14 protein-coding genes are annotated in these 20,576 nt (G+C 43.1%); all 14 read right to left on the reverse strand.

The window, feature by feature from the left end; genetic code table 11:
• Window positions 1-250 precede the first annotated feature (250 nt).
• Window positions 251-1,141, reverse strand: coding sequence for a DUF4340 domain-containing protein (locus LI162_RS11035; RefSeq protein WP_227156607.1), 891 nt, complete (start codon window positions 1,139-1,141; stop codon window positions 251-253).
• 17 nt (window positions 1,142-1,158) lie between these two features.
• A complete protein-coding gene (locus LI162_RS11040) occupies window positions 1,159-2,628 on the reverse strand; it encodes a Gldg family protein (RefSeq protein ID WP_227156625.1) in 1,470 nt (489 codons plus the stop codon).
• Between the two features lie 51 nt (window positions 2,629-2,679).
• The gene (locus tag LI162_RS11045; protein WP_227156610.1) at window positions 2,680-3,546 is read right to left on the reverse strand and encodes an ABC-2 transporter permease; all 867 of its coding nucleotides are present in this window, start codon (window positions 3,544-3,546) and stop codon (window positions 2,680-2,682) included.
• On the reverse strand, window positions 3,530-4,534 hold the full coding sequence (locus LI162_RS11050; RefSeq protein WP_208913292.1) for an ABC transporter ATP-binding protein: 1,005 nt from the start codon (window positions 4,532-4,534) through the stop codon (window positions 3,530-3,532). The genes LI162_RS11045 and LI162_RS11050 overlap by 17 nt, the downstream gene beginning before the upstream one ends.
• Window positions 4,535-4,722: 188 nt before the next feature.
• Window positions 4,723-5,598: an SGNH/GDSL hydrolase family protein gene (locus LI162_RS11055; RefSeq protein WP_015528654.1), complete on the reverse strand. Its 876-nt coding sequence runs from the start codon at window positions 5,596-5,598 to the stop codon at window positions 4,723-4,725.
• A gap of 61 nt (window positions 5,599-5,659) precedes the next feature.
• A complete protein-coding gene (locus LI162_RS11060; protein ID WP_227156612.1) occupies window positions 5,660-8,293 on the reverse strand; it encodes an AAA family ATPase in 2,634 nt (877 codons plus the stop codon).
• Entirely contained in the window at window positions 8,290-9,450 is a 1,161-nt protein-coding gene (locus tag LI162_RS11065) for an exonuclease SbcCD subunit D (protein ID WP_155204477.1), read from the reverse strand. Before LI162_RS11065 ends, LI162_RS11060 begins: the two co-directional genes overlap by 4 nt.
• A 23-nt stretch (window positions 9,451-9,473) precedes the next feature.
• Window positions 9,474-10,022, reverse strand: coding sequence for a hypothetical protein (locus LI162_RS11070; RefSeq protein WP_227156614.1), 549 nt, complete (start codon window positions 10,020-10,022; stop codon window positions 9,474-9,476).
• Window positions 10,023-10,269: 247 nt separating this feature from the next.
• On the reverse strand, window positions 10,270-10,830 hold the full coding sequence (locus LI162_RS11075; protein ID WP_227156616.1) for a prolyl-tRNA synthetase associated domain-containing protein: 561 nt from the start codon (window positions 10,828-10,830) through the stop codon (window positions 10,270-10,272).
• Window positions 10,831-10,846: 16 nt separating this feature from the next.
• Window positions 10,847-12,553, reverse strand: a complete 1,707-nt coding sequence (locus LI162_RS11080) for an ABC-ATPase domain-containing protein (protein WP_227156618.1) — start codon at window positions 12,551-12,553, stop codon at window positions 10,847-10,849.
• A gap of 210 nt (window positions 12,554-12,763) precedes the next feature.
• Window positions 12,764-14,878 (reverse strand): glutamine synthetase III family protein, encoded by a 2,115-nt coding sequence (locus tag LI162_RS11085; RefSeq protein WP_227156619.1) that lies wholly within the window; start codon window positions 14,876-14,878, stop codon window positions 12,764-12,766.
• A gap of 445 nt (window positions 14,879-15,323) precedes the next feature.
• Window positions 15,324-16,187: a class II fructose-1,6-bisphosphate aldolase gene (fba, locus tag LI162_RS11090; protein ID WP_015528648.1), complete on the reverse strand. Its 864-nt coding sequence runs from the start codon at window positions 16,185-16,187 to the stop codon at window positions 15,324-15,326.
• A gap of 308 nt (window positions 16,188-16,495) precedes the next feature.
• Window positions 16,496-17,833: an RNA polymerase factor sigma-54 gene (gene rpoN, locus LI162_RS11095; protein WP_015528647.1), complete on the reverse strand. Its 1,338-nt coding sequence runs from the start codon at window positions 17,831-17,833 to the stop codon at window positions 16,496-16,498.
• Between the two features lie 15 nt (window positions 17,834-17,848).
• Entirely contained in the window at window positions 17,849-20,509 is a 2,661-nt protein-coding gene (locus LI162_RS11100; protein ID WP_227156621.1) for a sigma 54-interacting transcriptional regulator, read from the reverse strand.
• Between the last annotated feature and the right edge of the window lie 67 nt (window positions 20,510-20,576).

Below are 20,576 nucleotides of genomic sequence, written 5' to 3' on the forward strand. Positions count from 1 at the left end.
CTTCTTTCTTGATAAATCTGCTCATGCACATTTTTACTGCCCCTACTTCTCTGCTGTGCATCTCGCCAATTATATTATCTCTAACTGTTCAGAGCCAACCTCCAAAATGCTATGCATTTTCTATAAAAACGATATGTGCTTTATTCTGCGCTGTTTTCGAATAAAAGTCAATTAAATAAATATAAAATGTGGTAACCGCCCGGAGGAAATATACCGAATTTTTCACTTTCCTCTGAACGATTACCATTCTTTATTGATTCAAAATATTTTTGCAGATTTCATCAGAAATCAGATAAACAATTCTAGAATCATTTATCATGACATATCTGTCTCCACTTCCATTTTCTCCTCCGATGTAAAGCGTCATTGTCTGATCTTCATCATCGCTTGTATAAGTAACTTCTACTGTGATTCTGGAAGTCGCATCCAGACCATACCCTGCAAGATCCGCATCATCTACAGAATAATCCGCCGCCTCTGACAGCTTCACAGCACCAAGTCCTCCGGCTACTGCTGCAACATCTTCTGCCTGATTCTCATTTTCGGAATCATAGGTTGTTGTCTCACCGTTCTGTGTGATCACTTCTTTTTTCAGATTTCCACTTCCGATACTTGGATAAGTATCCAACTGAGTAATCTGATCCAGTTCTGTCTGGATATCATCCAATGAAGTCGCCGGAATTGTATAAACCTTTTCCGTATCGTCCACTGTCGCATAGTAATCATTTCCGGTCGCATTCCCAACCTTGATTGTTGTCACAGTTCCATCTTCATCTGTCAGTGTAACTGTATAAGTCGGATGATCTAATCCATATTCTTCCAGCGCATCCGTATCCTCAAGTTCTCGATCCGCACTCAACTGTCCCATGGCATCAGCCACTGTCTTCGGATAACTCTGACGCAATGGAAAATCTTTATCTGCGGTATAGTACCAGGTATCTCCGTCTTTCTCAAAATTCATTTCACCCGTACCAAGATCATATTTCACCCCGGTAATCTCTGAGGTCTTCAGGTCTGTCACTTTCACCGTTTCTTCTTCCTTGGAATCCTGCTTCTTATTCCATGTGCTTAAGGCAAAATAGAGGATAAGGAGCAACACCAGAACACCGATCAGAATCACTGGCCCTTTCTTTTTCTTCATTCTAATTTTCTTCCTCCTTAAGCTTTTCTTCTTCTGAACCATACGCTGAATCCGACGATCAGAATCACTGCCGGGATTCCAAAGATTACAAGAAGGCTGAACAGACCGGCATGCTGTATCGTATTATACTCTGTTCCAAGGCTCTTTGCCTCGATGGACAGATTCTGTACTCCGTCAAAGTTTGCACTTACTGCATTCATAAAGATCTGTGTATTCTCAAGCTGTGAAAATGCATCTGTAATATTCTGATCGATCAGACTTCCTGCGGAGATCACCGTCAGACGGGCTTCTGTTGTACTGCTTTCCTCAGAATCTTCCGTACTTTCACTATCATCAGTTGTTGTATCTGTTGCCTCGGCATCTGAACTATTCGAAGAAGAATCATCTCCCGAAGAAATTGTCTCTGTTGCGACAACTCCAAGTTCATACGTTCCCTGTTTCTGTTCGGACTCTGTTACTGCGTATCCATTTTCCGATGTCTCCATGAATGCACTTGTTGTTATCGTATCTCGTGTCGGATCTGTCAATGTCATTCCATGTGCATTCGTCAAAAGCACCATCTGAGAACTGATTCCGTTCGCAAGATCACCAGATACATTCAGCTGTGGGAAGATATAATATGGCTGGTTCTGATAACATCTTGTCGGATCCGCAATATAACCATCTACACCTTCAATTCCATACACCTTCAGCACACTTGCCAGATTTGGGAAATCCGTCAGAGAGGTATCCCCAAGCAGACACATCACTTTTCCACCTGCTGCCAGATAATTTGTCAGAAGTGTCACTTCATTTTCTGAAAGGTCATTCGTCGGTGCATTCATAAGCAGAAGATCACAATCATCCGGAATGGAATCTGCCATCAGAAGGTTCAGTTCTGTCAACGTGTAATTATTTTTACTCATCAAATCTGTAACTGTAGATGACAGTTCCGCCTCTCCATGCCCGCTTACTTTATAGATTGTCTTCTGCACATCACTTGTCACATAATTCACCGCACTTGTCAACTGGCCATCTCCGTCAAATTCTGAATAAGATGCATTTCCCGAATAATAGGAAGACATATCCATAACAAGAATCTTGTCAAAAGAAATAGTTGTTGTCTTTCCTGTTGCTTCACAAGATACAACGATTGTATTTTCGGATGTATTATACTCTGTCAATGCTGACGGATGCAGAACCGGATCGATCCACTCAACATTGATCTTATCTGAAAGTGCTGCATATTTACTGATAAATGTCTTAATCCTGTCATCCGTGTCTTTCTTTACCGCAAGAACTTTCATATCGACTTTATCATTCAATCCGCTCAGCAGATCCTTTGTTGTATCTGAAATTTCATAAATCTTTGTACTGCTCATATCCAGATTGCGATAAGCTTCCGGGATCTGTCCGATTACCAGATTGAACACAATAACAATCGCGATTACAAGTACTGTCAGCCCCACACTGTAAGATCCGTGCTTTGTACCGGAGGTGTGGAACATCCCTTTAATCTTTCCTGTTGTTTTCTTTCTTCTATCCACTTTCATGCCCTCCTAATTCCAACGTCTCTTCTGGATTGCCTGTACTGTCAGGAACACAAAGACTACGATCAGTGAAAGATACAACGCGATTCCTGTTATATCTACAATACTGTTCGAAGTGATATCCGTAAATACATCTGCAAGTGCCAGTCTTCCAAGCATCTTTGTCAGCAGGTTTTCATAAAGACTTGATTTCACAAAGTACACGACCATACCGGCGATCACACCAACTGCTTCAATCACACCGGCAATCACTATATTTCCTGTCATCTGATAAATATAAACAACAATCAGAGTCAGAATGATAAGCACACCGACCAATCCGCTGACTGCACTGCTTGGAAGCATGGAAAGAATTCCATTCCAAAGATACAAGATAAGCAGAATACCAAATGTACTGATAAATGCGATCATCTGACTTTCCGTCAGAGCAGACAGGAACATGCCGATTGCCGCATATACACAACCCAACAGGAAGAATACCCCGATGGATATGTAATCTACTTTCAGATATGCAGTTCCCTGTGCCTTAATGATTAATGGGAACGCACAGAAGATCACATTCGGGATTCCAATTACCGTTACCATTGCAAGATATTTTCCAAGCACAACCTTCCACAGACTGACCGGAGCTGTCAGAAGCAGCTGATCTGTCTTATTTTTACGCTCTTCTGAAAAACTGCGCATCGTGATCAGCGGAATCCCTACGATAAATACGATCAGTGTGCCTGAAAGCGTATAGGAAAAGTATGGATATCCGGCTGTCAGGTTATATGCCATAAAGTAGATTCCTGTAAATGCAATAAGAAATGCAACAAACACGCATCCCACCATAGACTGAAAATAGGAGCGTACTTCTCTTTTATAAATCGCCAGCATCTTTCATGTCCTCCGTTTCCTTCTTCTTCGCCTTTTCTGCATATTCTTCTGCTGCCCTGTCGCTCTGCGTCAGTTCCATAAAGACATCTTCAAGACTTACCTGCAGCGGATTCAGTTTCAGCAGTGGCTGATGATTCTGTGCAAATGCCTGAAATACTTTCTCACGTATATCTGTATTTTTCTTTTCCTGAACCTGAGCCCATGTGATTCCATTTTCCAGATGCTTTGTAGAAATGCTTCGAATTCCATCTACTGTCTCAAGAATTCTCCGAACTTCGTCCGGGCTTGCTTTCGTCTCGACCTCAATCAGATCAGAATCTCCCAGATTCCGTTCCAGGTTCTCCGGCGTATCGCTTGCGACCAGTTTTCCTTTGGAAATAATCAAAATATAATCGCAGACTTCACGGACTTCCGCCAGAATATGAGAACTCAGGATCACCGTATGTTTCTTCGCAAGCTGACGGATCAGTTCACGGATCTCTATAATCTGTTTTGGATCAAGTCCGACACTTGGTTCATCAAGAATAATGATCTCCGGAAATCCAAGCACTGCCTGTGCCAGTCCGACTCTCTGACGGTATCCTTTTGACAGATTCCTGATCAGACGGTTTTCCACTTCCCAGATCTTCACCATCTTCTCTACTTCATTGATAGACTCTTCTCTTTTATTCTTAGCGATTCCTTTCAACTCCGCTACAAATTCCAGATATTCACGGACTGTCATCTCCATATACAACGGTGGCAATTCCGGCAGATAACCAATCTGCTTTTTCGCCTCCTCAGGTTCTTTCAGAATATCATGTCCATTGATCAGTACTTCTCCTTCGGTAGCACCGAGGTATCCTGTCATAATATTCATCGTTGTTGATTTTCCCGCCCCATTCGGTCCAAGAAAGCCGTAGACATGCCCTTCCTCTATTGTGAAGTTTAAATGATCTACTGCTGTATGATTTCCATACTTCTTCACAAGATTCTTTACTTCTATCAAAGTCTTACCTCCCTATATTTCTTCCAGTCTATATCTATGCAGACAAACCGAGATTTTTGACCTTTCAAAAGTATCAGGATTCTGTGAATGTTTTGTGTTATAAATGTGACAGTTCTATTTCTTGCAAAACGAACAAAGCATTCTCTGCATTGTTCCATATAAGAACCAACACAAAGAATGCTTCTTTTTTACTTTTCATATTCCTTATAAACCAGATCTGCAATGATCTGCTGCCCCTGAAAATCCGGATGTACTCCGTCTTTCTGCAGATGAGATGTCACAGATGACTGATACACATCCGCAACTTCATAATCGTATTTTCCCGCACGTTTTTCAATGATCGCGTTCATATTTTCAATAATGTCTTCTACAATTTTATTCAGCGTAGATGGAAGCTTCATATTTCCTGCCGGATTATAAATTGTAGTCACGATCACTTTTGCATCGTCCTTTTTCAATGAATTTACTGTCTTCATCATCTGGATCCATTCTTTTTCAAAGGAATTATAATCCCAGTTGTTCAACGCGTTGATCGCACTCAGCACAAGCAGCGGATTCTTCTTTACGGACTCTTTCAAAGATGCAAGTGCCTCATCCGCACTTTTAAATTTTGTATCTGTCTTCAGAATTTCCTGAACCACACGCTTACATTCGTTGAGCAGGTCATTCGAACCAATTGTTATAAAAATAACATCTGCTTTTGCAAGATTCGTCTGCACATCCTGCTTTGACAAATACTTTTCGTTCAATCCTGCTGTATCAAGACCTGTTCTTGCATAATTGTGATAAATATATCTGCACCCTTCGCTATATGCTATTTCCTTTGCTGCCAGACTTCCATAATTCTCCATCCAGGATTTATCGCAAGTGTAACCTTTCGCAATACTGTCTCCAAGTACTGTGCAATAAAGCTGATGTGGGCGTGCCGTTTCCTCCGTATTTTCTGTTCCGGATACCGGAAGAGTCCCTGTCAGCAGCATCCCTGCGCTGAGCAGAACTGCCAACATCCTTCTTCCGTATCTTGAAATCCTTCCTTTTCTTTCTCTCATTCCATTTTGTTTCATTTTCCGCACCTGCCTGTATTCTGTCCTTCTTCGTAGCTGTCCCTATTATTGCCTTATGCTTTTAGATTTCCCATTTTGCCTGACTTCCATGCTCCGTCTTTGTAATATTTAATTTCCAGTCAATCTGCTCTTTCAATTCATTTACATGGGAAATGATTCCAACCAGTCCTTTCTCTCCTGCAAGTTCTTTGAGAATCTGAATCGCACGGTCTCTTGATGCATCATCCAGAGATCCGAATCCTTCATCTACAAACATCGTCTCCAGACTCACTGCTCCGGCTGTATTCTGGATAATATCTGCAAGTCCCAATGCCATCGACAAAGCTGCCATGAAGGATTCTCCTCCTGAGAGAGACTTTACATCTCTGACAGAATCTGTCACCAGATCATAGACATCCAGATCAAGGCCGGCCTGTCCCTGACTGCTCAGATCCTGAATCTCCCTGCACTGTAAAATAAATTCATGTGATGTCATCCGCGCCAGCCTGCGGTTTGCCGCCTGAATGATCTGCCGGAAATAAGTCCGCTGTACATACGTCTCAAAATCAAGTTTCACACTGCCACTCAAATTGCCATTTGCAGTCTTGCTCAGATTGGAAAGTACCTCATATTCTTTTCGCACAGCTTCCTGCGAAGAAAAATATTGTTTCAGATTCTTGTATGCATTCTGGTTACCTGTCCATCTGCTGTGAAGCTGCATCTGATGATCCTGTTTTTCTTTCAACAGATGTTCTACTTCATTTCGCTTTTCTATCTCCTGCTGCGGATCTTCCCGCTTTTCGCCTGCAGTCTGTTCCTTCAGCGTCTCGATCTTTGCCTTTTTCTCTAACAGCTGGCGGTCATGTTCTTTCACTTCTTTGTCTTTCTCCCGCCACCCTTCGATCCACTGTTTCGCCTCACGGAATTCTTCCTGTGAAGTAAATTCCTGTCGACTGATCTCCTCTCGGAACTCTTCCTGCTCTTTTACAAAACGCTTCTCAAGTTCTGCCTTCTGGCCTCGAAGTCCCTCCAGTTTTCCTGCCTGACGTCTGCTTTCCTCCGTCATCTTACGGCACTGTTCCTGTGCCTGCTTTGTTTCATTCTTCTTCCGATCCAGTTCAACCTGCATCTTCTGAAGCTCTTCTTTCACCTGCTCTTCTTTCACAGGATTATCTCCGAGAATACGTTGTTCTGATTCAAGCTGTGCTTTACATATCTGAAACTTTTCCTGCTGCTGTATTCTTTTTTGTTCCAGCAGATCACGTCTTTGCTTCAGTTTCTCTACCGTCTCTTTATCCGGTGCTTCTCCGGAAATCTTTGCCGGATGCGGATGTTCTATTGATCCGCAAACTGGACATGGAATACCTTCTCGTAATTCCTTTGCCAGGATTCCCGCCTGCTCCTGAAAGAATTTCGCATATGCTTCCTCATACTTTGCTGATGCTTCCTGACAGTTCTGTATACACTGTCGCATAGCTTCTGTCTGATTGTCATATTCTTTCGAATACTTACGCACATTTGTGTAATGTGGAAGAAGATCCGATAACTGTGAAATTCTTTTCAGCATTTGCGGTTCTTCCTTTGCAAAAATATCTTCCAGTTCTTCCGCTTTTTCTTTAACCTCGGAAAGTTCCTTTTCCTGTCCCTTCTGCCATGCAGTGATCTGCTCGATCTCTCCCTGTATCTGCCGCACGGATTTTGCTGTTCGAAGAGCCTGCACTTCCAAATGTCTCGCCTGCTCTGCCCGGTGTCCAAGCCCTGCCTGAACCCGACAAGTTTCCATCTCGTCCTGTTTTGCATTCAGAAGAAGCAAACTCTTCTCTTCCATTTCCAAACGGTCAAATATCTTATTCTTCTCTTCTTTCTTCTGAATCAGCATTCGAAGTGTTTCGGACCGTTTCTTAAGTTCCTCTGATTCTTTGTTTAAGACTTTTCCACAACTTTCTTCGTATTCAAGAAAGTTTTTCACAACCTCCAGAACCTTTTCCCCTTCCGGCATGGATAACTCACTGAGTTCTTTCCACTGTTCTGCCAGATCCTGCTGTTCTGTATTCTCCGGTTCCACACGCTCCATCTCACGCCGGATGTCTGATTCACTTTCCTTCAGCGCAATATACAGATCTTTTCCTTTTTCTTTCAGCGCTTCCTGGATTCGCCAGTAGATTTGTGTCTGGAAAATCTGTGAGAAGATCTTTTTACGTTCTTTCGATTCTGCATGAAGAAGCTTTAAGAAATCTCCCTGCGCGATCATGGCAATCTGTGTAAACTGTCCCGCATCAAGACCAATGATTTCCTGAATCTTCTGGTCTGTCTCTCGCTTCTTCCCCTGGTATTCCCTTCCGTCCGGAAGAAGGAGACTTACCTTCGCTGTCTCTTTCACATACCGGAGGCTTCCATCTGCTTTTCTCCTCTTTCCGACTCGGAGATATTCTGGATTACGACGCACGGTATATTCCTGTCCCCGATAAGAAAACACATATTCAACATAAGTGTCTGTATCTTCTGATGCATACTGGCTGCGCATCATATTTCCATCCCTGCGTCCGCCACTCGTCCGGTCATACAGTGCATACATGATTGCATCAAAGATGGTTGTTTTTCCTGCACCTGTATCTCCGGTGATCAGAAATAATCCGCTGTGAATCTTTGTAAAATCTATCTCCTGGACACCCGCATAAGATCCGAATGCGGACATCGTCAATCTCACCGGTCTCATACGTCTTCCCCTTTCATTTCACTTAGAATCTCTCTTAAGATCTTTTGTTCTTGTTCAGACATTTCCTGCCCCTGCATCTCTTTGTAGAAATCACAAAATGTTTCAAACGGAGTACCGATCCGTATCTGTTCTTCAGAAAATTCCAGCTTCTGTCTTGTTCTCTCATTATCCATCCGCACTTCTAGAATATGATGGAACTTTCTTTCCAGCTGTTCCTTTGGTTTGTACGGATCAACCTCATCTGTCAGCGTTACACTGACATAATCTTCACTCCCGGTTCCGTCCTCCGCTTCAAGGATCTCTTCCAGCGTTCCCCTGAGTTTTCTCACATCACGAAGTGGATGCAGCGGCAGATTCTGAATCTCCGGCTCGCTCCCTTTTTCTTTCAGTTCAACTACATGAAGTGTCTTCTTCTGGCTTGCCTCACTGACAGAATACTTCAGCAACGTTCCACAATAGCGGATCTTCTCCTGTCCGACTCTCTGTGCACCATGTAAATGTCCAAGTGCCACATAGTCAAACTCCTGCACTGCGGAAATATCTACATTATCAATGCCTCCGACAGATAATACTTCTGATTCACACGTTGTTGGAGTCTCCCCCTTCCCTGTATAAAACTGATGGGAAACCAGTATATTTCTTCTGGAAAAATCAATCTTCTCCCGTTCCAGAATTCCTTGTACAGCTGCCGTATAACTCTCCGGCACCTCTCCGCCAAAGATCTTGCGCACATATCCCGGCTTTAAAAACGGAAGCAGCCAGAAATCCACTTCTCCAAATTCATCCGTCAAAGTAATCTTTTTCAAACGATCTGCTTCTTCCTCCGGAGCCTGACCCGCAATATAAATCTGATGGCTTCCAAGCAAACGACTGGCATAATCAAGCCGCTGTGCCGAATCATGATTTCCCGATATAATAAGAACCGGAATCACCGGTTCAATCTTAGCCAGAGCTGTCAAGAATTCATCAAACAGACTTACCGCTTCTCCTGATGGCACTGATTTGTCATAAATGTCTCCTGCGATAACAATTGCATCCGGATGTATGGACGCTGCATATGAAAGAACCTCCGCAAGGATATGTTCCTGATCCTCCCGGAGGTTATAGTGATGTAATTGCTTTCCTATATGCAGGTCTGATAAATGAAAAAATTTCATATCGTCACCTCATTACAGTAAATTTACTTCTTTCCCGGATTCTTCCAGATCCAGATTGCTGCTACAATACCAAGCATATACAGAATGTTCACAAGAACGACCGGATTATCCTTCAGTAAAGCGACAACCGCTACAATTGCTGCAAGTATCGCCGCAAGCTGAAGTACCTTGAGAAGCTTCTCATTCCGGCTCTGTCTTGCTTTCTGTAAGCATTCCAGTCTGCGCTGCTCCAACGTCAGATATTCCAGCATATCCTCCGGTCGAATCTTAGAAAGAATCACTTCTTCTCTGGAAAACTTCTTCTCCCCACTGCGGTGGAAAATACTCTTGATCTGATCGATCTTCTCCTTCCTGTTCTGCGGATCTTTAACCGCCTGCTCATACTCTTCCTCGGCTACACGATCCTCCGCAGTCTCTTTGTAATAATCTTCCAGCTTCTGCGCTGGTTCTACCGGTGGCTGTACAGGATGTGTTGGTTCCGTATTCAGCGGTGGTATCGCCTCTGTCTCCACCAGCTGCTCGACTATTTCTGATGTATTCACTTTATCTATCACTTTATTTTCTTCAGACACTATAGTTCTCCTTTTATCTTCTACGCATTAATCCTGAAAATGATACCTGCTCTTCATATATCAAGATGTTGGGGGCAAAAGGTATTTTGACCCCTATGATACACGGATTGCTTCGCATTTCATGCAAGCAAGAAACGCATGACCTTTTGACCCTTGTATCATATCAACATATAAATTATAGCAAATTCACGAAAAATATACAACCAACAGGAAATGGACCTAATGTCTATTAATTACACTTTCACTACTACTGTTGCTCCTCCGCTCCCGGAAGTTTCACCATCTTCGGTGCATGCTTCAGCGCCGGAATGATCTTTGCAATCAAATCAGATGTACGAATCTTCAAGCTGGATGTGTTGATACACGGATGACACCCAAAATACGGATCTTTCATTACATCCTCATCGATCAGAAGCTGTACTTTCCCCTCTGTATCATTCATAAGTCCCATAACGCTGACGGATCCCGGTGTAATGTCCAGATACTTCTCCATATACTCCGGCTTTGCAAAGGAAAGTCTGGCAGAGCCTATCTGTGCCGACAAATTTTTCGTCTTAAATGGCTTGTCTCCCGGCATCAGAAGCAGATAAAACTCTGTTTCCTGTCGATTGCAAAGGAACAGATTCTTGCAGATTGCGGTTCCATCTCCAAGTGTTCTATCGATTTCTTCACAGGCTTCCATTGTCATTGCCGCCTCATGGTCTACTCTCTGGTATTCCACACCAAGCTTGTCGAGGAAATCATATACCCTGATTTCCTTCTGTAATCTTCCTTCTGTGTTTTCTGGTCTTCCATTCTCTAATTTCATGTCCGCCACTCCTATATCATACTAACCTAAGTGCTCTATATCTATCAAAACATGCAAATATTTCCTGTCTTCTCGGCACTGCCATACAAGATACACTTGATGTACTCTCGCATAATGCCGCCAGCGATTTATTCTGCATCACTTCTTCCAGCTCATCTACAATCTGGATCAGATTCTTCTTTCCGTCAATCAAATGCTTCTGTGCATATCGTACACAATATCCCAGTGCTGTCACTTGCTCACTATCTGCAATCTGCTCTAAGTATCTCAGATCGATCGCATCCCTGTTGATCATCACAGATTCTTTTCCCATCGTCTTCATCTTGATCCTGTCATTTCCGCGAAATGCTTTATCCGGTCGCGGCACTCTGTCATAAGCCGGTTTTTTTGCCGACTGCTCCGGCACACTGATCTGTGGAAAGTTCTCTGCTTCCTTTTTCGCCAGTACTGTAATGTCTTTCGGAACATAACGATCCATTTGGATAATGCTGTCTGCGATATGGAAATAAGCTCCCGAACTTCCTGCAACGATCACTGTCGAAATTCCATAATTTTCATACAATTCTCTGATTCTTTCAATAAATGGCGTGATCGGCTCCATCTCTCTGTGGATCACGCGCTGCATCAGCTCATCACGGATCATAAAGTTTGTTGCACTCGTATCTTCATCAATCAGGAACAGGGATGTTCCGGCCTCAATTCCTTCAATCACATTTGCTGCCTGTGAAGTACTTCCACTTGCATCTTCTGTACAGAATGACGTTGTATCTTTTCCGTTCGGAAGATCGTTGATGAACATGGAAATGTCTGTCTTCTGGATACTTCTTCCATCCTCCGCACGTAACTTCACTGCTGTCGCATCTGTGATCACATACTCTCTTCCATCCCCTGCGATGTGATTGTACACTCCAAGTTCCAATGCTTTCAAAAGTGTTGATTTTCCGTGATAACCTCCACCGACGATCAAAGTAATCCCCTTACGGATTCCCATACCGGTAATCTTTCCTTTATGTGGAAGTTCCAGTTGCACTTCCTGCTCCTTCGGAGACTGGAAGGCAATTCCGTCACGCATCGGGCGGAACGAAATTCCGGATTCCCTTGGCAGTACACTTCCGTTTGCCACGAAAGCACAAAGACCAAGTTTCGGAAGTTCTTTACGGATATACTCCTGGTCTTCTGCCAGATCTACGATTCTTCTCAATCTCTTTGCATCCAGATTCTTGTAAAACAGGGATGCCTTTACACACTCCGGAACAAAATCAAATAAAATCTTCTCTAACTCTCTTGCATTGATCGTTCGTCCATTTGCCGGAAATCCTATTTCCATTCTCAGAAGGATGTTTCCGTTCTCCGGCTGAATCTGACACGCGGTTCTCTCCAAAACTTCCTGTCCGCATCTGCTGACAGAGATCAGTCCGCTCTTACCTGAACCTTTCGCCTTGAATGCAAACCTCTCTGCCCTTCTTCCAAACTGGCGCAGCAGTTCGTCCTGAAGTGCAATTCTCTGACATTTTCCACAATATAATTTCTGTGGGAATCCTGCTGTCTTCCCACTCACCAGTACACTTACCTTTGACGGTGACGCAAACGGATCTCCCTGTACGTGATCGATCGATAAAATATATCCCGGAAATCGGTACTGTCCTTTTGTATCTTTATAAGCCGGATATCCCCGGTGATCTATTCTTGATAATAAACTTCTAAGTTCTGCTTCTGACTGCATTTTTATTCCACTCTTTCTTTTTTCTCATTCGTGCAGAACACACTCAAACTACACGAACCAATTCTTATTATACAACAATTTTTGCTTTCTTGCATGCAAGAGTCATGCAGCCTGCCAGATCTGTACAGCAAAAAGAAGCCATTATCCAGACTCTTTATCCGAATAATGACTTCCAATCATTTACTTCAAATTACTTTTCTGTAATGTATTTTATACCTCGAAGATCAGGTCTCCGTAAGATGGCATTGGCCAAGCTTCTTTATCCACGATCATCTCAAGTTTGTCAACCGGTGTGCGGAGTGCATCCATAGCCGGAACAACCTCTGTATGATAGTATGTAGCCTGTACTTCGCCTTCTTCTTTTGCTGCTGCCTCACCTGTCACTTTTACAAGCTTATCAAGTGCTGCCTTTGTCTCAGCCATCAGAGCACTTACTTCTTTAAGTGTCTCTGTCTGAACTGTCGCATCAACACCTGCTGCCTTCACAGCATTAATTGTATCTGCCAGTGTCTTTGTATACTTGATAAATGCCGGCAGGAACTGTTTGCTTGCCATATCGATCATAGTACGGGCTTCAATATTGATTGCCTTAGCATATGCCTCATACTGGATCTCTGCACGGGACTCAAGCTCTGCTTTTGTGAATACGTTAAATCTCTCAAACAATTCTACAGCCTTCTCTGTTGTGATTGCCGGAATTGCTTCAACCATAGACTTAATATTCGGAAGTCCTCTTCTCTCAGCCTCTGCAACCCACTCATCAGAGTATCCGTTTCCGTTGAAGATGATTCTCTGGTTCTCTGTCAGGTATTCTTTAATCAGATCATGTACTGCAAGATCAAAGTCATCTGCCTTCTCAAGAATGTCACATGCATCTGCAAATGCTTCTGCAACGATTGTGTTCAGTACGATATTCGGGTTTGCAATAGAATCTCTTGATCCAACCATACGGAACTCGAACTTATTTCCTGTAAATGCGAACGGTGATGTTCTGTTTCTGTCTGTTGCATCTTTGAACAGATCTGGAAGTGTGCTTACACCTGTCTCCAGCTTTCCGCCTTTCAGACTGTGTGTAGCTTCTCCTGTACTGATCAACTGCTCAACAACATCCTCAAGCTGCTCTCCAAGGAAGATAGAGATAATTGCCGGAGGTGCCTCATTTGCTCCAAGTCTATGATCATTTCCCGGATCAGCTGCAGATTCTCTGAGCAGATCTGCATGTACATTAACCGCCTTCATAATGCAGGCAAGTACAAGAAGGAACTGTGTATTCTCATGAGGTGTCTTACCTGGTTCGAGAAGATTGATTCCATCATCTGTTGTAATAGACCAGTTGTTATGTTTACCGGAGCCGTTAACTCCTGCGAACGGTTTCTCATGAAGCAGGCATTTCAGACCATGCTGACAAGCTACTCTCTTCAATGTCTGCATTGTCAGCTGATTCTGATCTACAGCGATATTAGCTTCTGTATAAATCGGAGCCAGCTCATGCTGTGCCGGTGCAACCTCGTTATGCTGTGTCTTTGATGGAACACCCACCTTCCAAAGCTGGATATTTACATCTCTCATGAAGGATGCGATTCTCTGACGGATTGTTCCGAAGTAATGATCATCAAGCTCCTGTCCTTTCGGAGGCATTGCTCCAAAAAGTGTACGTCCTGTGTAGATCAGATCTTTTCTTTCTTCAAACTTCTCTGCATCTACAAGGAAGTACTCCTGCTCTGCTCCAACAGATGGAGTAACCTTCTTAGATGTTGTATTTCCAAATAAACGAAGAAGTCTTAATGCTTCTTTATTGATAGCTTCCATAGAACGAAGCAACGGTGTCTTCTGATCCAGTGCCTCTCCTGTATAGGAGCAGAATGCTGTTGGGATACAAAGTGTAGCTCCGCCTGCGTCCTGTCTTACGAATGCCGGTGATGTACAATCCCATGCTGTATATCCTCTTGCCTCGAATGTTGCTCTCAGTCCTCCTGACGGGAATGAAGATGCATCCGGCTCACCTTTGATCAATTCCTTTCCTGAGAAAGTCATCAGAACCTTTCCGCTCGGAAGTGGCGCTGAGATAAAGGAATCATGCTTCTCTGCTGTAACTCCTGTAAGTGGCAGGAACCAGTGTGTATAGTGAGTCGCTCCTTTTTCAATCGCCCATTCTTTCATCTCGTGAGCAATAACATCTGCTGTCTCGAGATCCAGGTCTTTTCCTTCTTCAATTGTCTTTCTCAGATTCTTGTAAACTTTCTTTGGCAGACGCTCCTGCATAACTGTATCATTAAATACATTTTCTCCAAAGATGTCAGCTACATTGAATAATTCTGTGCTCATACCCTATACCTTCCTTTTCTCTTAATTCTTCGATTACCGTTCACTGCAATGAACAATATTCGATTACACTACGGGAAACCCCATAATAGATTACCTCTCAGGAAATCATCCGTCTGATCCAGTCAGATCTGATCTGATTTCATTCCATCCACTCTGATTCAATCATGCGGATCATTTCCCAAGCGATAAAAAAAGGGCACTCCAATTATAATTGGAACGCCCTTGTTCTGTCTACGTGAGTCAGTATACCTCAACTTGCTTTAAAACGCAAGTGCTTTTTTTAAAAAAGTTCTTCGCAGGGTTACTGTTCACTCCCGTGTCAATCACTCCGCTGATTGGCACGGAGGATGCATGTTTTGGCTTGAATGCATCTCGCCCCATCGCCAAAGGCGATTTAAAATGGCGAGATGCGTTGCTGGTCGCACACCGTGTGAGCAGTAACTTCTCAGGCTTTTCCGACAGATCCGAATAACTCCATCTTCTCTTTTACTGTTTCCATGATTGCGTCTGCACCTGGTTTGAGAAGTTTACGTGGGTCAAATCCTTTACCCTCAAGATCTTTTCCTGCTTCGATGTACTTACGTGTAGCATCTGCGAAAGAAAGCTGACACTCTGTATTAACGTTGATCTTAGCAACTCCAAGAGAGATTGCTTTCTTGATCATATCTTCCGGGATACCTGTACCACCGTGAAGTACGAGTGGCATTGCTCCTGTACGCTGCTGAATAGCATCCAGAGTCTCAAAACTTAATCCTTCCCAGTTTGCCGGATATTTACCATGAATGTTACCGATACCTGCTGCCAGGAAATCGATTCCCAGATCAGCTACTCTCTTACACTCTTCCGGATCAGCGCACTCACCTCTTCCGATAACTCCATCTTCTTCTCCACCGATGGATCCAACTTCTGCTTCGATTGACATTCCGTGCTCGTGAGCGATCTTAACGAGTTCTTTTGTCTTCTCAACGTTCTCGTCGATTGGATAATGAGATCCGTCAAACATGATTGATGAGAATCCTGCTTCTACACATTTCAGGCATCCTTCGTAGCTGCCGTGGTCAAGATGAAGAGCAACCGGAACTGTGATTCCGAGTTCTTCCATCATTCCGTTTACCATACCTACAACAGTCTTATATCCTGTCATGTACTTTCCTGCACCCTCAGATACACCAAGGATAACTGGTGAGTTGAGTTCCTGTGCTGTTGTAAGAATAGCCTTTGTCCACTCAAGATTGTTGATGTTGAACTGTCCTACTGCATAGTGGCCTGCTTTTGCTTTCTGAAGCATTTCTGTAGCTGATACTAACATATTTCTTTCCTCCAATTCTTAAAGATCCTGACACCCGTGAAAATCATCAGGAATTATTTATTTAGAATTCTTCTATATTATAGCGTATTAATTTATAAATGACAATCTTATGTTTTGCATAAAAAACAATCCACAGACGTAATTATTGTTAACATTTTCACAATATTTTTTTTACAAACATTAAAATTGTTTTTATTTCTATACAATTTAACCATTGAATTGCTATTAATATTTTTTAAGAAGTCATACCCTAATGTCACAACTCCTAAAAAATGGTATCAGTTCAGCCAACAGCTCTGATTCGCAGCTCACTCTGCTTTTCTGCCGGATGCATCTGGAATTTCCATCTGCATCCTGTATTTTGCCACTGTTCTTCTTGATATTTGTACACCCTCTTCTTCCAGTTTCTTTACCAGTTTCTGATCACTCAGTGGTTTTTTCTTATCTTCATTTTGAATGATTTTCTTCAGCATCTGCTTTACAGAATCACTGCTGACTTCTTCCATTCCTTTCGGCATAAAATCCGACAGTGCGTATACACCTCTGCCACACTGTAGATATTTTCCTTTTACAGCCCTGCTGACCGTCGATTCATGCACTTCCATGATCTGTGCAACGTCCTTCTGTCTGAGCGGTTTCATATCCTTTCCCGTCTCTAAAAATGTCCTTTGGAAATCTATCAATATATCTGCGATTCTCTGCAGTGTATGACTTCTCTGTTCAATACATGTTTTCAGCCACCCTGCCTGCGCCTGTTTTTGAATAATATATTCTCTTACCTCTGATTCCTCAGAATCCTTCAGCTTCACATAGGATTCATTCAGCCGCAGTTTCCGGTACACAGCCTCGTTCAATGCCGCTGTGTATTCTCCATGTTCTTCCGACACAATAATATCTGGTATCACATAGAGCACCGTTGTTCCTTCCCCGAAAATACTTCCCGGTTTTGGGTTCAAGGTCCTGATTCTGGCAAATGCATCTTTTACCGCATCCTCGTTCTCTCCCAGTTCCTTTGCAATTGCTGAAATTCTATGTTTCGGCAAGTCTTCCAGATAATTTTTGACCAATGTAACCGCAAGCCGGGAGTCTTTCTGCCGTCTCAACTGCAGAATCAGACATTCCTTCAAATCTGTCGCACCGATTCCTGCCGGTTCCAATGATTTAAGTATCTCTAATGCACTCCGAAGTTCCTGCACCGAACATGGTATATATTTTGCCAGTTTTTTCACCGGAATCTCCAGATATCCTCTGCTGTCCAACGCTCCCGCCAACTTTTCCACAATTTCCTTTTCTTTTTCCCCAATTGACATCGTCAGCAGCTGTTGATGTATCATATCAACAAGACTTTCCGATTTTCCTCCCTGTGGAGTCCACCAGTCTTCTGGCGACTGATGCCCGCCGGTATATCTCCAGTCGGTATCCTCCGATACCTCTGCTTCTGTTTCATCAGTTTCTCGCACATCCTTCTTCACCAGTTCTTCTATCGGCACATCCATCATTTCTTCCAGTTCAATCAACGGATTCTCCAATGCTGCCTCCTGAATACACACAGCGAGTTCCTGTGCATTCATTTGCAGGATGCGTGCCTGCTCAATCTGCTTCTGATATACCCTTTGTTTCTGCTCAACCTTCAGTTCCAGTCCCATCGAATTTCCTCTTTGCTACTTAATCAGGCTTTTAAACAATTCGTATAGCATCGACAATTCATATTCATCCAGTCTGATTCTGTATTTTTTTTCTGCTTCTGAAAATACAATCCGTGAAATCCGATAGAACTCCTGCTCTTGCTCAGATAATTCCCGTTGTTCTTCCTCATAATCATCCTGTGCGATCATCAGACGTTCAAACATAAATGCAATGTGCATATACAAATTTAGTCTCACATACCCCGACATTTCCAATGTATAATACTGTTCATACCGCATCAAAATCAATTCTACTTCCTGAACTACAACCGCAGGGTTCAAAAACTGCAGACGGCTTACAATACCTTCCATTGAGAAAAACTTTACAAATTCTCTTTTGAGCACTTCAAACCGCTCCGGATTGATCACTGTCTTTAAAGAATCCCACAGCACCTGTTCTCCACTTCCATCCAACACGTCATACATACTCAGCCATGGAGTTTTTACTCCTTCTGAAAGTGAAGAAGTCGTCAAAATCAACAGTGTCTGCTCAAAGGATTTTTCATCATTTTCATCCAAAGCCCGAATCAGTTCCTTATAATCCATCGTAATAAAATCAAGCCCACAGTCTCCGAACACGCTTTTCATCATTTCCTGAATCTTCTCCGCAATTCCCACTCCGGACATACAGGATATGACAATATTTTTTCCTTGTGAAAGGCCTTCAAAAAACTGTACATCAAAACTACAGAGTTTCTTTGTACTCTGTGTAATTTCCGTAAAGGAACTATGTCCCAGCATTTTAATTCCGATATCGAGTGCAATTGCCGTGGAAACATTATTGATAATCATCAGATCCCCTGACAGACTGTTTTTGATCAATGTATACATTCTGCTGAGAGAACCTGTATCTACCAGCAGAATCAGTCCTCTTCCCCCCGGGATATCTTCCAGATAACTCTTTACTTTCTCGATCGTCGCATCAAAAGAAGAATCCATCGGCACATCAATTGCTTCAAACACAAAGGTTTCACATGCCTGGTTCACCACTTTTGCAATACTGCTTGCCGTGGTATCTCCGTGCGCAGCAATCAGACCTGCCAGTTCAACACACTCTGCAACATATTCATGCAAAGCAAGTGTAAACAAAAACAGAACATGCTTTCCACAGCCTTGTTCCAACGATGCCACTTTCTCAAAAAGGCGTTTTGCAATATAATGTGCCCTTGAAAGAGCCTGTTCAAAATAAACAGACAATTTCCACTCCATCTCTGCATCCAATTCCATTTGCGAAAACATCTTATAACTCAGGTACAGTTCCTTCAGACATTGGTCTGTCACACGGATTCCATAGCGTTTCAGCACCAATCTGCAGCTGCTTTCAAACATCTTCTTTGCCGTATTTTCAAACACCAAAGAACTCACTGTGACGTATTTTTCCCAAGTCTTCATCTGATGTTTATACCGCAGATATAACATATCGATCTCATCCCAGGATGCCTTCACTACCTCTTCCCAAAGTGTTGAAACATTCACGGTATGCTCCGTGACACATGCTTCATACGCAGATTCACATTCCTGACTGCACAAAACTTTCATCGGGCAGACAATTTCTTCCAAGGAATCGTCCTTGTCCGGTGACTCATTCTGCAGCTCTCTTGAAGAGATTTTCAACAGTTCCTTCTCCTGCTGCCGAAAATATGCTTCCGCACAGCTTACCTGCACAAGATTTTCCAGTTTTCCGATATTTCCGGGTAACTTTGAAAAACACAGATACTGCATCGCATCCTTTTCAATCAATATATCCTTGTTGATCTTTACTGCTTCTTTCTGATAAAACCGATAAATCAACTGAAGCCGTTCCATCAGCGGCCTTTCTGCAATACTTCCGATTGAAATCTGCACGGTAATTCTCCGGCGAAATGTTTCCAGAAGGACTTTTTCAGGTACCTCCGTCGTCGCAAAAATAAACCTTACCTTCGCTGCTTTCCAGTTTTTGTCACCAAGTGGCCGATATCTTCCTGTGTCCATGAAAACAAAAAGCTTTTCCTGGTTTTCATAAGACAACCGGTGAACCTCGTCCAGAAAGAGATAACCGCCGTCCGCTTCCTGCAAAAGCCCCTCTTTATCTGTATCCGCTCCTGTAAAGCTTCCCTTTTTGTACCCTAAAAGTGCTGCCGACAATAGTTCTGGATTGTTCGCATAATCTGCACAATTCAGCACTACCAACGGAGCACTTTCCCTGATAACGGCTCTGGAAATTGCATATTGATGGATCAGTCTTGCCAGAAAGCTTTTTCCGACTCCACTTTCTCCTGTAATCAATATCGGCAGTCCGTCCGGCGGATATGACACCGCCGCTTTGCATCTTTCAATTACATTTTTCTGGCTGCCGTCAGCACCGATCATTGCATCAAAGACATCTTCCCGGCGTACTTCCGGCAGCACTTCTTCTATTTCTTTTCTTTCTTCACTGACAGAACCCTGCACGTTCTCTCTCTGTTGTTTCCTGATATTCCAGCATACCGGCCGGGTAAGTGTCTTTTCCACACAGCCTTCTTCCAAAAGACGGTTCAGATAATGGCTGACTACCTGTCGGCTTAAATTCAGTTCTTCTGCAAGTGCTGCCGCCGTAATCTGACAATCACTCTTCGCCATCCTGCACAGTGCCTGATATACCCTGTCTTTTGCTTCCATAAAAAGTACCTCCCGGGTTTTCTGCTTTTTCGTACCCCTATTATAATGAATTTTGAATTTCTCTACA

The sequence above is a fragment of the Mediterraneibacter sp. 210702-DFI.3.120 genome (assembly GCF_020561005.1).
GTDB lineage: Bacteria > Bacillota > Clostridia > Lachnospirales > Lachnospiraceae > Mediterraneibacter > Mediterraneibacter faecis.

Bases quoted from the DNA above. Each gene is read 5' to 3' on its own strand.
- LI162_RS11035 (WP_227156607.1), bottom strand. From the start codon at position 1,141: ATGAAGAAAAAGAAAGGGCCAGTGATTCTGATCGGTGTTCTGGTGTTG.
- LI162_RS11040 (WP_227156625.1), bottom strand. From the start codon at position 2,628: ATGTTCCACACCTCCGGTACAAAGCACGGATCTTACAGTGTGGGGCTG.
- LI162_RS11045 (WP_227156610.1), bottom strand. From the start codon at position 3,546: ATGCTGGCGATTTATAAAAGAGAAGTACGCTCCTATTTTCAGTCTATG.
- LI162_RS11055 (WP_015528654.1), bottom strand. From the start codon at position 5,598: ATGAAACAAAATGGAATGAGAGAAAGAAAAGGAAGGATTTCAAGATAC.
- LI162_RS11060 (WP_227156612.1), bottom strand. From the start codon at position 8,293: ATGAGACCGGTGAGATTGACGATGTCCGCATTCGGATCTTATGCGGGT.
- LI162_RS11065 (WP_155204477.1), bottom strand. From the start codon at position 9,450: ATGAAATTTTTTCATTTATCAGACCTGCATATAGGAAAGCAATTACAT.
- LI162_RS11075 (WP_227156616.1), bottom strand. From the start codon at position 10,830: ATGAAATTAGAGAATGGAAGACCAGAAAACACAGAAGGAAGATTACAG.
- LI162_RS11080 (WP_227156618.1), bottom strand. From the start codon at position 12,553: ATGCAGTCAGAAGCAGAACTTAGAAGTTTATTATCAAGAATAGATCAC.
- LI162_RS11085 (WP_227156619.1), bottom strand. From the start codon at position 14,878: ATGAGCACAGAATTATTCAATGTAGCTGACATCTTTGGAGAAAATGTA.
- fba (WP_015528648.1), bottom strand. From the start codon at position 16,187: ATGTTAGTATCAGCTACAGAAATGCTTCAGAAAGCAAAAGCAGGCCAC.
- rpoN (WP_015528647.1), bottom strand. From the start codon at position 17,833: ATGGGACTGGAACTGAAGGTTGAGCAGAAACAAAGGGTATATCAGAAG.
- LI162_RS11100 (WP_227156621.1), bottom strand. From the start codon at position 20,509: ATGGAAGCAAAAGACAGGGTATATCAGGCACTGTGCAGGATGGCGAAG.